Origin of the sequence: Pantoea sp. BAV 3049, assembly GCF_009765445.1 — a bacterium.
In the GTDB taxonomy this organism is placed as follows: Bacteria; Pseudomonadota; Gammaproteobacteria; order Enterobacterales; family Enterobacteriaceae; genus Erwinia.
The window spans coordinates 1,237,061-1,250,098 of record NZ_WHOY01000031.1; the positions used below are offsets into that span (position 1 = coordinate 1,237,061).

11 protein-coding genes and 1 CRISPR repeat array (1 of these 12 running past the window's edge) are annotated in these 13,038 nt (G+C 55.5%); of the genes, 8 read left to right on the forward strand and 3 right to left on the reverse strand.

The annotated features are described in order from the left end of the window. Positions 1–14 precede the first annotated feature (14 nt). The 6 genes from GSQ70_RS06530 to GSQ70_RS06555 all read left to right on the forward strand — a co-directional run bounded on the left by GSQ70_RS06530 (position 15) and on the right by GSQ70_RS06555 (position 7,206). Positions 15–1,337, forward strand: a complete 1,323-nt coding sequence (locus tag GSQ70_RS06530) for an MFS transporter (RefSeq protein WP_158781795.1) — start codon at positions 15–17, stop codon at positions 1,335–1,337. Then, the gene (locus GSQ70_RS06535) at positions 1,337–2,386 is read left to right on the forward strand and encodes a cyclase family protein (RefSeq protein ID WP_158781796.1); all 1,050 of its coding nucleotides are present in this window, start codon (positions 1,337–1,339) and stop codon (positions 2,384–2,386) included. Before GSQ70_RS06530 ends, GSQ70_RS06535 begins: the two co-directional genes overlap by 1 nt. 73 nt (positions 2,387–2,459) lie before the next feature. Next, positions 2,460–3,875 (forward strand): sodium:solute symporter family protein, encoded by a 1,416-nt coding sequence (locus GSQ70_RS06540; protein ID WP_158781797.1) that lies wholly within the window; start codon positions 2,460–2,462, stop codon positions 3,873–3,875. Position 3,876: 1 nt separating this feature from the next. Beyond that, entirely contained in the window at positions 3,877–5,055 is a 1,179-nt protein-coding gene (locus GSQ70_RS06545; RefSeq protein WP_158781798.1) for an exo-alpha-sialidase, read from the forward strand. Between the two features lie 2 nt (positions 5,056–5,057). Continuing rightward, positions 5,058–5,732: an SDR family NAD(P)-dependent oxidoreductase gene (locus GSQ70_RS06550; protein ID WP_158785246.1), complete on the forward strand. Its 675-nt coding sequence runs from the start codon at positions 5,058–5,060 to the stop codon at positions 5,730–5,732. A gap of 184 nt (positions 5,733–5,916) precedes the next feature. Beyond that, positions 5,917–7,206: a glycoside hydrolase family 28 protein gene (locus GSQ70_RS06555; RefSeq protein ID WP_158781799.1), complete on the forward strand. Its 1,290-nt coding sequence runs from the start codon at positions 5,917–5,919 to the stop codon at positions 7,204–7,206. 92 nt (positions 7,207–7,298) lie between these two features. On the opposite strand, the gene yacL is transcribed toward GSQ70_RS06555, so the two are convergent. Then, positions 7,299–7,661, reverse strand: coding sequence for a protein YacL (gene yacL, locus GSQ70_RS06560; RefSeq protein ID WP_158781800.1), 363 nt, complete (start codon positions 7,659–7,661; stop codon positions 7,299–7,301). Positions 7,662–7,873: 212 nt separating this feature from the next. Between yacL and GSQ70_RS26230 the strand changes: the two genes are divergently transcribed. Then, complete coding sequence (locus GSQ70_RS26230) at positions 7,874–8,008, forward strand: hypothetical protein (RefSeq protein WP_255455402.1); 135 nt, start codon at positions 7,874–7,876, stop codon at positions 8,006–8,008. A 334-nt stretch (positions 8,009–8,342) separates the two neighbouring features. Here the strand turns inward: GSQ70_RS26230 and acnB are convergent, their stop codons facing one another. Together acnB and GSQ70_RS06570 are read right to left on the reverse strand one after the other, a co-directional pair. Then, positions 8,343–10,940, reverse strand: coding sequence for a bifunctional aconitate hydratase 2/2-methylisocitrate dehydratase (gene acnB, locus GSQ70_RS06565; RefSeq protein WP_158781801.1), 2,598 nt, complete (start codon positions 10,938–10,940; stop codon positions 8,343–8,345). Positions 10,941–11,684: 744 nt separating this feature from the next. Continuing rightward, positions 11,685–11,867, reverse strand: coding sequence for an aldo/keto reductase (locus GSQ70_RS06570; protein ID WP_233268542.1), 183 nt, complete (start codon positions 11,865–11,867; stop codon positions 11,685–11,687). 106 nt (positions 11,868–11,973) lie between these two features. Between GSQ70_RS06570 and GSQ70_RS06575 the strand changes: the two genes are divergently transcribed. Further along, complete coding sequence (locus GSQ70_RS06575; RefSeq protein ID WP_158781802.1) at positions 11,974–12,135, forward strand: hypothetical protein; 162 nt, start codon at positions 11,974–11,976, stop codon at positions 12,133–12,135. A 62-nt stretch (positions 12,136–12,197) separates the two neighbouring features. Next, a CRISPR array of direct repeats spans positions 12,198–13,038; the repeat unit is 29 nt; unit sequence CGGTTTATCCCCGCTGGCGCGGGGAACAC (it continues 652 nt past the right edge of the window).

Consider the following 13,038-nt stretch of genomic DNA (forward strand, 5'->3'; position numbering starts at 1 on the left):
TTCCGGAGCCGATCATGTCGATCAATTCTCATGATAATGCTGTGATTGCCAACGCAGGTGAAAAGAGAGCCAGCGGGAAGATGCGGTTTGTGATCCTTACCGTTCTCTCGTTTGGAATTGCGATTAACTACGTCGATCGTGCCGCGATGAGCGTGGCGATCCCGTTTATGTCGCACGATCTCCAGTTATCCAGCACCGACAGCGGCCTGCTGCTCTCGGCGTTTTTCTGGAGTTACGTGCTGTTCCAGCTGCCGGGCGGCTGGCTGGTCGATAAGCTCGGGCCACGGATCACCTTCGCGGTCAGCAGCCTCGGTTGGGGCCTTGCCACCGCAGCGTGCGGCCTGGCAAACGGCTTAACCGCGCTGGTCGGCTTCCGCTTTATGCTCGGCGCGGTGGAAGCGCCCAGCTATCCTGCCAGCTCCTCAACGGTCACGCGCTGGTTCCCTCGTCAGGAACGCAGCTTCGCCGCCGCCACGTTTAACAACGGCAGCAAGATCGGCGGCACGCTGGCGATCCCGATTATTTCCTTCCTGATCGCGCTGGTCGGCTGGCGCATGACTTTTGTGATCTCCGGTCTGGTCGCCGTGATCTGGGCGGTGGGCTGGTATATCTGGTACCGCGATCCCCGCGAGCACAAAACCGTATCTGCCGCAGAGGTGGAATTCATTGAAGCGAATCAGGATCCGCAAACCGGTGAGCCGATGAGCATCCGTCAGCTGCTCACCCAGCGTACCGTGCAGGCGATGATGGCCGGTTTCTTCTGCATTAACTTCGTCTCCTACTTCTTCTTCACCTGGTTCCCCACTTACCTGGTGGAAACCTTCCATCTGTCGCTGATGAAGTTCGGCCTTCTCGGCATGCTGCCCGGCATTGCCGCCATTGTCGGCGGCTGGTGCGGCGGCCTGCTTTCCGACAGTCTGGTCCGTCGCGGCGTCTCGCTGACCGTGGCGCGTAAAATTCCGCTGGTCGGTGGCATGCTGGGCAGCGCGGTGATTGGCCTGGCGGCCTTCTCGCCGACCGTGACGCTGGCCCTGAGCGCGCTATGCTTCGCCAACTTCGCCGCCACTTTTGCTTCTGCAGCGCTGTGGGCACTGCCTTCAGACGTTGCACCTAACCGCGCCAATGTCGCCACCATCGGCGGCATTCAGAATATGGCGGCCAACCTCGCCGGCATCATTTCACCGATCCTGATTGGCGTGCTGATGCAGTTCACCCACTCATTTGTGATCCCGCTGGTACTGGCAGGGATTGTCGGCCTGCTGGGCGCGCTGATTTACGGCTTCTGGCTGCCGCGCGTGACGCCAATGCAGCTCAATACCGCCGGAGGAAAAGCCTGATGACCACTGCCCCCCGCTGGAAACAGCGCCCTGAACACGCCACCTGGGGCGACTTTGGCCCGGACGATCAGCTGGGACGGCTGAATCTGCTGACGCCACAAAAGGTCAGAGAAGGCATTGCCGAGGTGCAGACCGGGCAGACCTTCTGCCTGAGTTTGCCGCTGGATCTGCCTGGCGGAACGGCCATGAACCCACGTCGGCCACCACCACAGCTGGCAGCTACCCGGCGCGGCGAGAATGCCAATATGACCTATCCACTCTCCAGAGATGACGCGCGTCTGACCGATGTGATTTGCGACGATGCGGTCACTCTCGCCCTGCAGTATTCCACCCAGTGGGACAGTCTGGCACATATGGGGCAGTGGTTTGACGTGGCGGGCAACGGCGAGCCGGAGATGGTGTTTTATAACGGCTATCGCGCCGGAAAAGAGATCGTCGGCGAAACGGACTATCGCGGCGGCTGTGGCTGTTCGCATGGCAGCCATCTCGGCGCGAAGGCACTGGGCATCGAGAATATGGCAAAGCACGGCATCCAGGGCCGCGCGGTAATGATTGATATCAAAAAATATTTTGGTATTAAGCGCTTTGCTTTTGGCTACCAGCATCTACGCCAGATCCTCGATGAAGAAGGCATTGGGATCCGTCAGGGCGACCTGGTCTGCTTTCGCACCGGCATGGACGAAGCCATTTACCAGATGGCTGGCAAACCCGATATGGCGTACCTGAATGCACATTTCGCCGGGCTGAACGGCAGCGATCCTGAACTGCGCCAGTGGGTGATCGACAGCGGCGTTGTCGCCCTGCTGGCCGATAACCCGGCGGTTGAAATCCTGCCTGCCCAGCCGCTCAACAACGAGTTCTACCCTTCGCACCCGCTGCATGAACTTTGCCTGTTCCGGCTGGGCGTTTACCTGGGCGAACTCTGGCATATGAGCGAACTGGCCGACTGGCTGAGCGCCCACCAGCGCCACGCATTTTTATTAACAGCACCACCACTAAGGCTGCCCGGCGCAGTGGGTTCTCCCGCCACGCCAATAGCCACCGTCTGAAACTCCTTTAACCCTACACGGCGCGAACAGAACCAGAAGGTCGGCGCGTTTTGACTCATTGTGAGGCATCACTATGAAAGAGTTCTCCTCTGAAGGCACGCTGATCATCGTTGGGATGGTGCTGGCCTATATTCTTTTTACCACCTGGCTGACTTACCGGTTACGCAGCAAAAGTTCCGGCGATTTTATGGAAGGCGCAAGGGCTATGCCCGCCTTTATCGTCGGCATCATGCTGATGTCTGAATACATCGGTGCCAAATCCACCGTCGGCACTGCACAGGCCGCTTTCGAGAGTGGTTTTGCCGCTTCCTGGTCGGTGATCGGGGCGGCTATTGGCTTCCCGATTTTCGGGCTGCTGCTGGTGAAGCGCATCTACAACACCGGCAAAATCACCATCTCCGGGGCGATTGCCGAGAAGTACGGCAGCACCACCAAAAACATTATCTCGATCATTATGATTTATGCCCTGCTGCTGGTGAACGTCGGTAACTACGTCAGCGGCGCGGCGGCTATCTCCACCGTGCTGAAAGTGAACCTGCCGGTGGCAGCCTTTATCACCGCCATTGTCAGCACCTTCTATTTTGCCTTTGGCGGCATGAAGGGGATGGCCTGGGTGACCATGCTGCACAGCGGCCTGAAGTACGTGGGGATCCTGATTATCCTGGGCGTGGCGCTGAAGATGACCGGCGGCATCACGCCGATGGTGCAGAAAATGCCGGACTTCTACTGGACCTGGGACGGCCACGTGGGGGCCAGCACCATTGTCGCCTGGCTGATCGGGACTATCGGGTCGATCTTCTGTACCCAGTTTGTGATTCAGGCGATCTGTTCGACCAAAACGCCTGCCGCAGCCCGACGCGCGACCTGGGTGGCCTTCTTTTTCTGCCTGCCGATTGGCCTTGCCATCGCGGCGATTGGCGTGGCAGCGAAGTACCTTCATCCGGAGATCAACAGCCTCTACGCCCTGCCGGTGTTCCTGCAGGATATGAGTCCGTGGCTGGCCGGGATCGTCACCACTTCGCTGGTCGCCTCGATCTTCGTCAGCGTGGGCACGGTGGCGCTGGCGATTGCCTCGCTGATCGTCAAAGACTTCTACGTGCCCTACCGTAACCCGACGCCAGAGCGCGAGTTCAAAATGACACGTCTGCTGTCGCTGGTCATCGGCTTTGCCCCATTGGTCTTCGTGCTGTTCGTACCGGAAGTGCTGAAGCTCTCTTTCTTCACACGCGCTATCCGCCTGTCGATTTCCGTGGTGGCAATTATCGCTTTCTATCTGCCGATGTTTAAAAGCGCCAGAGGAGCCAACTGGGGGCTGATTGGTGCCTGCGTGGTGACCTCGGTGTGGTTCGTGCTGGGTGACCCGTTCGGTATCAACAACATGTATATCGCACTGATTACTCCAGCGGTGATTATGGTCATTGACCATCTGATCCCACGTCGTGAAAGCAGTAAGCAAACCAAAAACAGTCTGCAAAAGAGTGGAGCGTAATATGAAGGAAACAGTGACCGTGGATCGCAATGGCCTGGTTCATCCGGCCGAAAACGACAGCCAGCTACAGGTGGCGATGCTGCCCTCTGCCTGCCCACAGAATCACGCGGCCAATCTGCTGCCGCTGCCGGATGGCGACCTGCTCTGCTGCTGGTTTGGCGGCACTCAGGAGGGGATTGCCGATATCTCCATCTGGTGCTCGCGGCTGGCAAAAGGCAGCCAGCGCTGGAGTGAACCGCAGAAATTGTCGGAAGACAGCAGCCGATCGGAGCAGAATCCGGTGCTGTTTCTGGCCCCGGATAACGTGCTCTGGCTGATGTACACCGCGCAGAAATCCGGCAATCAGGACACCGCTATTGTGCGCTATCGCCAGTCGATGGATCTGGGTAAAAGCTGGGGGCCGATTGCCACCCTGCTGGATCGTCCCGGCACCTTTATCCGCCAGCCGGTGGTGGTGCTGCCGAACGGCAACTGGCTGCTTCCTGTGTTTTATTGCACCACGAAGCCCGGTGAAAAATGGGTCGGCAATAACGACACCAGCGCGGTGAAAATCTCTGCCAATCAGGGCAGGAGCTGGCGCGACGTGATCGTGCCGGACAGCACCGGCTGTGTGCATATGAATATCACACTACTGCAGGATGGCTCGCTGCTGGCGCTGTATCGCAGCCGCTGGGCGGATCATATCTACCTCAGCCGCTCGGAAGATAACGGTGAAAGCTGGTCAGCGCCGCAGCCAACTGACCTGCCAAATAACAATTCGTCCATTCAGGTGACCACGCTGGCGAATGGCGATCTGGCGCTGGTTTATAATGCCATGAGCGCCGAAGGTGCCAGCGAGCGCCGTTTGTCGCTGTATGACGAGATTGAGGATGAAGATGAGGGCGTTGCCGTTGCCGCTGAGCCCGTGGTGCGTACCGGTAAAACAGCTTTCTGGGGCGCACCGCGTGCCCCAATGACGCTGGCGATTTCAAAAGATGGCGGCAAAAGCTGGCCGTGGAAGCGCAACCTCGACGAGGGCGACGGCTACTGCATGACCAATAACTCGCAGCAGAAGCTCAACCGCGAGTTCTCCTATCCCAGCATCAAACAGGGCGTGAATGGCGAGCTGCACATCGCTTATACCTGGTATCGTCAGGCAATCAAATACGTCTGTGTGAATGAAGAGTGGGTGACACAATGAAAATGGGCCAGGCGCTGGTCACCGGGGCCAGCTCAGGGATTGGTGAGGCGGTGGTGAAACGCCTGCTGGCTGATGGCTGGCAGGTAACCGGCCTGAGCCGGAGAAGGATCGAACGCGACCATCCGGCCTTCACCTCGCTGTCGGTCGATCTGAACGATCGCCAGCAGCTGGGTAGTGTACTGGCAGACATGGAAGCCCCTCAGGCGATTGTGCATGCTGCCGGGATGATGAAGGCTGCGCCACTGGGTGAGCTGGATGAGGAGGTCAGCCGTCAGCTGTGGCATCTGCATATCACCGTGGCGGAATGCCTGGCCAACACTTTTGCTCCGGCGATGACAGAAGGAGGCCGGATTGTGCTGCTCGGCAGCCGGACGTCAACCGGGGCGGCAGGCCGCAGCCAGTACGTTGCCACCAAATCGGCCATGAAAGGCATGGTGCGAAGCTGGGCAACAGAGCTGGCTCCACGGGGTATCACCGCCAATATCGTCGCACCGGGGGCCACCGCCACGCCAATGCTCAATATGCCGGGCAGGGAAAGCTCACCGCCGAAGCTGCCTCCCATTGGACGCTATATTCAGCCGGAGGAAGTGGCCGGACTGGTGAGCTATCTGCTGTCACCCGCCGCCGGAGCAATGACAGGACAGGAGTTGGTACTTTGCGGGGGCGCTTCTTTATAGGCAGAAACGCTTTTTTTAATCAGGACGCCCTGGGACAGACCAGGGCTGCAGAGCACATAATTCATCCGTTTTCCCCCGCTTATCAGTACGCTAAAATACCTGACCTGAAACAATAATACGGCCGTTTATGGATGATAGTTTGATAACGTTAATCCTTTTCGATTCGTACCTGAAGGCAGGATAAATGGCGATTTTAAACATTTCAGATTTCGGTGCTGTTCCGGACGGTGTCACTCTCGCAACTCTGGCAATACAAGATGCTATCGATCGGGCCTCATCGGGCGATACCGTATTTATTCCTTCCGGACGTTTTCTGACTGGTTCCCTGTTTCTTAAAAGCGATCTGACGCTGGAACTGGCTGAAAACGCGGTGTTACTGGGCAGCCAGCGGCTGGAGGACTACCGCAGAATACCGACTCGTGTCGCCGGTATTGAGATGCCCTGGCCTGCGGGGATCCTGAATATTAACCAGTGCCGTAACGTGAAAGTGACCGGAGCAGGTACCCTCGACGGACAGGGTGCCTTCTGGTGGCATAAATTCTGGGGCGATGATGAAAACGGCGGCATGCTGGCGCAGTACAGCCAAAAAGGGTTGCGCTGGGTGGTCGATTACGAGTGCGAGCGCCCGCGAAATGTGGTGGTTTATCAGAGTGAAGCGATAGCGCTGAGTGAGTTTACTTCGCGAGAATCCGGCTTCTGGAATATCCATCTGTGCTACTCAACTCAGGTTTTATTGCAGAATGTGGCAGTGAACAACTCCACTGGCCCCAGTACCGACGGCATTGATATCGACTCCTGTCAGCATGTTCGCGTCGAGAACTGCAGCGTTTCCTGCAATGATGACAATATCTGCGTTAAATCGGGACGCGGCGCAGAAGCGCAGCAGCTGGCAAAAACGGCGAGCGATATTATTATCCGCAATTGCGAACTGCATAAAGGTTCTGGTATTACGCTGGGCAGCGAAACTTCTGGTGGCATCGAAAGAGTTATTATTGAGCATAATCACTTCTCTGGTACCGGCGTAGGATTTCGTATTAAATCATCCCGTAATCGCGGGGGCTTTATCAGAGATATTATCGTGCGACATCTGACGTTAAAGGATGTCTGTTACCCTTTTATGCTACAGCTGAACTGGTTCCCGCAATACAGCTACGGCCAGCAAGTCAGCGATCAGCAACCTTTACACTGGCGCAAACTTAGCGAGGGCGTGGAGGGAATGGCCGGGTTGACGCGCGTGGAAAATATTATGATTTCCCATATCACCAGCCAGCTTACCCGGCAGCAGAATTTCTCCCGTGCTTTCTTTATTGAAGGCACGGAGGAGTGCCCGATTAATAAACTTCATTTCAGCCATGTTCATTTGCAGGCGCAGGAATTTGGCAAGATTGCTGGCGTCAATAACCTGCACTTTGAGCAGGTCACTGTAGATGCACCGGCAATGACGCTGACGGAAAACGACGCTTACGAGCGGTGACGGGCGAAAGACTCACAAGCCAGGCGGGATTAAAACCGCCAGCCTGAATCTTCACTGGCAGGGAAGCAGTGCTTCAACTGGCGCACTGTCCGCTATCGCCCCTGCAAAAATGCGCGGTAGGCAGCAATCACGGCAAGGAAATCTTCCACGCCGCAGAAGCACAGGCTCTCTTCGTCGTAGTAGCTCATTCCTTCCTCCATCTCATCGCCTTCAATGCTCAGCAGATTAGCGCGGACAATAACTTCTTCCTCATCCATCCACAGCGTGTATTCGCGGCCGACGCGCTGCCACTGGCGCTCGCTGCCCTTCACTTCTGCCACGGCAGCTTCCACTTCGTCAAGCAGGGCCAGGTTTTCATCCACTTCTTCATTAAACCAGTGACCCACAGCCTCATGCCCCATCGACATGCGTACTTTCACCCCGCCGGTGACGTCTCGTAAAAATTCATATTCCATGGTGCTTTCCTCTGACCTGACTGATTTGTCGCGCACGGATACCGTGCATTTTCCGCGCAGTGGCGGTAATTTACCGGGGGATGACTCGCATTATCGCAGGCTGGCTCGGGAAAAGCAGCTTTATCAGGAGAAAGGACATGAAGAGAAATAATGAAGCAGCAATCAAGGCAGCTTTCTGAGAATCATCCCCTTCAGCCAATCATGATGCTGCCATGATTGAGGAACTGAAAGCCGATCCGGATTACGCCGAAGTCTACTCACAGATGGCATTAGATGATATCTATGAAGAAGGCGGTGTCGCCGCGTACCTGACAGCTTTGCGCTGTGTGCTGCCTGTACAGCAGTGAAAAGTGACAGTTGCATCATAACTCATTGTTTTAAAAATAAATCTAACCAAAATCGAAAAAAACTTTTTTAAACACCTTCTAAGAGAGCACGATAAATCAACAGGTTAGAACCACAGTTAAAAAAGGGTTCTTTCTCCATGTACTCATCATTTCATCAACCACCTCCACAAAAGTATCAAAACCAGGAACGCCTGGAGAAGACAAAACAGCACCACGCTAAGAAATTCGCATAAAAAAACCGGGAAAGAAAACTTTCCCGGTTCAATAAAATGCATGGATCGTTCAGCCGATCCCTGATTAAGCTATTTTCATCAGCTTAATCCTCCTGCATGGTTTAAACCGCAGTCTGGAAAATCACGCCGTCAGCTTTATCCGTATACTGGCTCAACTGGTCGAAGTTCAGATAGCGATAGGTATCCACCGCCGTCTTATCAACCTGCGCCATAAACTGCTGGTACTCGTCCGGCGTTGGCAGCTTGCCCAACAGAGACGCTACCGCAGCCAGTTCAGCGGATGCCAGATAGACGTTTGCACCGGTACCCAGACGGTTCGGGAAGTTACGGGTCGAGGTGGAAACTACCGTCGCGCCGTCCTGCACACGCGCCTGGTTACCCATGCACAGTGAACAGCCCGGGATCTCAATACGTGCACCACTCTTACCGAAGACGCTGTAATAGCCCTCTTCTGTCAGCTGGGCCGCATCCATCTTGGTTGGCGGAGCCACCCACAGACGGGTTGGCAGCTGGCCTTTATGGCTGTCCAGCAGCTTACCAGCCGCTCGGAAGTGACCGATGTTGGTCATACAGGAACCGATAAAGACCTCATCGATCTTCTCGCCCTGCACGTCCGACAGCAGGCGGGCATCGTCCGGATCGTTCGGCGCACAGAGGATTGGCTCTTTGATTTCCGACAGATCGATGTCGATCACCGCTGCGTATTCCGCATCGGCATCGCCTTCCAGCAGTTCAGGTTCGGCCAGCCATTTTTCCATGCCCTGAATACGGCGCTCCAGCGTACGGCGGTCACCGTAACCTTCGGAGATCATCCACTTCAGCAGCACGATGTTGGAGTTCAGATACTCGATGATCGGATCTTTGCCCAGCTTGATGGTACAGCCAGCAGCAGAACGTTCAGCGGAGGCATCGGAGAGTTCAAACGCCTGCTCAACTTTCAGATCTGGCAGACCTTCGATTTCCAGGATACGGCCGGAGAAGATATTTTTCTTCCCTTTCTTCTCAACAGTCAGCAAGCCCTGCTTGATGGCGTAAAGAGGAATGGCGTGAACCAGGTCGCGCAGGGTGATCCCCGGCTCCATTTTTCCTCTGAAGCGCACCAGCACCGACTCAGGCATATCCAGTGGCATCACGCCGGTCGCAGCAGCAAACGCCACCAGACCAGAACCTGCCGGGAAGGAAATACCGATTGGGAAACGGGTATGTGAGTCACCACCGGTTCCCACGGTATCCGGCAGCAGCATACGGTTCAGCCAGCTGTGGATGATACCGTCGCCCGGACGCAGGGAAACGCCGCCGCGATTCATAATGAAGTCTGGCAGAGTGTGGTGAGTCGACACATCAACTGGCTTAGGATAAGCGGCGGTATGACAGAATGACTGCATCACCAGATCGGCGGAGAAGCCCAGACACGCCAGGTCTTTCAGTTCATCACGGGTCATTGGACCGGTGGTGTCCTGAGAACCGACTGAAGTCATTTTTGGTTCGCAGTAGCTGCCAGGACGCACGCCGTCGGTACCACAGGCACGGCCAACCATTTTCTGCGCCAGAGAGAAGCCACGGGTGCTTGCCGCCACGTCTTTCGCCAGACGGAACACATCGCTGTGTGGCAGGCCCAGAGACTCGCGCGCTTTGGTAGTCAGGCCGCGACCAATGATCAGCGGGATACGACCACCGGCACGCACTTCATCCAGCAGCACTTCGGTTTTCAGTGAGAAGTTCGCCAGCACTTCGCCGGTTTCATGGTTCTTCACTTCACCTTTGTACGGATAAATGTCGATGACATCGCCCATGTTCAGGTTTTGCACATCCACTTCAATCGGCAGGGCACCAGCATCTTCCATGGTGTTGAAGAAGATTGGGGCGATGTTGTTGCCCAGCACCACGCCGCCGCCTTTTTTGTTCGGCACGTTAGGGATGTCGTCGCCCATAAACCACAGTACCGAGTTGGTAGCGGATTTACGGGAAGAACCAGTACCGACCACGTCGCCGACATAGGCCAGAGGGAAACCTTTCTTCTGCAGGGCTTCAATCTGTTTAATCGGGCCGATGTTACCAGCGTCGTCCGGCTCAATGCCTTCGCGGGCGTTTTTCAGCATGGCCAGCGCGTGCAGTGGGATATCAGGACGGGACCAGGCATCAGGAGCGGGAGACAGGTCATCGGTGTTGGTTTCGCCGGTGACTTTGAAGACGGTAACGGTAATTTTTTCAGCCAGCTCAGGGCGGGAAAGATACCATTCGGCATCGGCCCAGGACTGCAGGATTTTTTGAGCGTGCGGGTTACCGGCTTTGGCTTTTTCTTCCACATCGTAGAAGCTGTCGAACATCAGCAGCGTGTGGGACAGGGCTTTGGCCGCGATGGGGGCCAGTTTTTCATCATCCAGCGCATCAATCAGCGGGTGGATGTTGTAACCGCCCTGCATGGTTCCCAACAGCTCTATGGCTATTTCTGGGGAAACCAGAGGAGAGGTCGCTTCGCCTTTGGCGACAGCAGCCAGGAAGCCGGCTTTCACGTAGGCCGCTTCATCAACACCTGGCGGGACTCGATTAATTAACAGATCGGACAGAAATTCTTCTTCACCCGCTGGCGGGTTTTTCAGCAGTTCAACCAGCGCGGCCATTTGGGAAGCATCTAATGGTTTAGGAACGATCCCCTGGGCAGCACGCTCGGCAACGTGCTTACGGTATTCTTCTAGCACGACGTTCTCCTCGCTCACATTGTATTGGCATACCGGACGCCCTCAGGTTCACCGCGAGGTGATTTGCTCATTCTGTAGGGTAAAGCGCCCGGTTCCGCGAGGGCCAGCATAGCAGGATTTCATGCCCATGTTAATCTGTTTACAAAAAAGCAACATTATTTTGCAGCATGAAGCCTCATCAGCCGGGAGCCGTCGGATATACATAACCTGGCGCTATTTCATTCGGGGGCATGAGTGAAAGAGGTTATATATGGGGAATGGAAAACCCTTGTTTTAACCTGCTCTGGCGTAAAACCATCGGTATGTGTGTTTGTTGGCTGCCTGTACGGCAGTCAACACATTAGCGTTGTTTCCTCAAACTCCGGATCTTTTCTAAGCTGCCTGTACGGCAGTGAACAGTAGCGAAAGCATCAGAACGCCCCGTTTTACAAAAAGAATTGACCCATATCGCCAAAATACCCTTTTCTTTTACCATGATATCGAGTCATTAAAAATCATAGCGTTACAAACACCTCAAAAAAAAGGTCTGAGAAAGGGCTACTGTGACTGGCGACTAAAAAGCAGAAGCCACCGCCCTATTTCTGCCTGGAATAATACCCAACGAAGTACAGGGGGGTAGCTTCATTTATTAACTGACTATCAGTACATCAGGCTTGCCAATTCTACCGCTCAACCAGCGCAAACTCGCCTGCGTTATAACGCTCTCCGGCAATGTTTTCACTGTTGAACAGCCGATCCAGCAACTCAATTACCCCCTGCCCTCAACTCACTGTATGCAGCACAACAGTTATCTTCCAGATGAGTGATTTTGCTCGCGCCGGGGATAGGTACGATGTGCTGACCTTTAGTCAGAACCCACGCCAGGGCTATTTGAGCTGAGGTGCTGCTGTAACCAGCGGCTATCTCATTCAGTTGGGTGAGCAGCATGTTGTTATACGCCAGTGTAATTGAAGCAGCCACTATGGGTGCCGGGCTGGCATTTGTGCTGAAAGGGCTGGCTTTGTTACGGCTGTAAAGTGGCGAGCTGGTAGAAGTGCTGACCGACTTCTCTACACCTTCCGAAGGCTTCTGGCTCTATTATCCCAGCCGCAAGTGCTACTCCAGCGTTCTTCGCTGCTTTATTGAGTGGCTGCTGGAGCTTAACCAGGGTGGAGAAGAGCTTTCCCCTACTACAGAGTGGTGGCCTGAAGTGTAAGCATGCATTTCTCCGACAGGTGGGGAATACTTCCAGCCATGATTAAGCTATATGGTTTCATCCGGTTTATCCCCGCTGGCGCGGGGAACACCTTTGTGGTATCAGCGAGGCAGATTTATTTAACGGTTTATCCCCGCTGGCGCGGGGAACACATTGACTGCCGGTACTGACCCAGCCCCAGGCTCGGTTTATCCCCGCTGGCGCGGGGAACACCGGCGAGATAAATTTGTAGGCTATGCCTCCCGCGGTTTATCCCCGCTGGCGCGGGGAACACTTTACAAGCCCTGAATTAATTTTACCCTGACTCGGTTTATCCCCGCTGGCGCGGGGAACACACGTCCAGCTGTACTGTAGCCTGTTTCCATGCCGGTTTATCCCCGCTGGCGCGGGGACCACTAAACACTTAAACTTTTTGAGTTTAGAGCCATCGGTTTATCCCCGCTGGCGCGGGGAACACGACTGGCTTCACGTAGTGGCACTGGGTGCATTCGGTTTATCCCCGCTGGCGCGGGGAACACGCAGCGACATCAATTCACCGCTGAAATCTCTGCGGTTTATCCCCGCTGGCGCGGGGAACACCCCTGAGCGAAGCGGCATATACGGTTATAGGTCGGTGTATCCCCGCTGGCGCGGGGAACACCTGCATATGAAGACTGGTAGCAACGTCAATGGCGGTTTATCCCCGCTGGCGCGGGGAACACGCCAGCGAGAAGCTGCAGCAGCTCAAACTCTCCGGTTTATCCCCGCTGGCGCGGGGAACACGCTAATCCAGCTTTTCCAGCTGATACCCGGTTCGGTTTATCCCCGCTGGCGCGGGGAACACTTTTCCTCCGCCTCCACACATAGCAAGCCCCCCGGTTTATCCCCGCTGGCGCGGGGAACACATGGTGTTCATAACATTAA

What these genes read in the sequence shown, in the direction of transcription:
- GSQ70_RS06530 (WP_158781795.1), top strand. Translation starts at nt 15, where the DNA reads ATGTCGATCAATTCTCATGATAATGCTGTGATTGCCAACGCAGGTGAA.
- GSQ70_RS06535 (WP_158781796.1), top strand. Translation starts at nt 1,337, where the DNA reads ATGACCACTGCCCCCCGCTGGAAACAGCGCCCTGAACACGCCACCTGG.
- GSQ70_RS06540 (WP_158781797.1), top strand. Translation starts at nt 2,460, where the DNA reads ATGAAAGAGTTCTCCTCTGAAGGCACGCTGATCATCGTTGGGATGGTG.
- GSQ70_RS06545 (WP_158781798.1), top strand. Translation starts at nt 3,877, where the DNA reads ATGAAGGAAACAGTGACCGTGGATCGCAATGGCCTGGTTCATCCGGCC.
- GSQ70_RS06550 (WP_158785246.1), top strand. Translation starts at nt 5,058, where the DNA reads ATGGGCCAGGCGCTGGTCACCGGGGCCAGCTCAGGGATTGGTGAGGCG.
- GSQ70_RS06555 (WP_158781799.1), top strand. Translation starts at nt 5,917, where the DNA reads ATGGCGATTTTAAACATTTCAGATTTCGGTGCTGTTCCGGACGGTGTC.
- yacL (WP_158781800.1), bottom strand. Translation starts at nt 7,661, where the DNA reads ATGGAATATGAATTTTTACGAGACGTCACCGGCGGGGTGAAAGTACGC.
- GSQ70_RS26230 (WP_255455402.1), top strand. Translation starts at nt 7,874, where the DNA reads ATGATTGAGGAACTGAAAGCCGATCCGGATTACGCCGAAGTCTACTCA.
- GSQ70_RS06570 (WP_233268542.1), bottom strand. Translation starts at nt 11,867, where the DNA reads ATGCTGCTCACCCAACTGAATGAGATAGCCGCTGGTTACAGCAGCACC.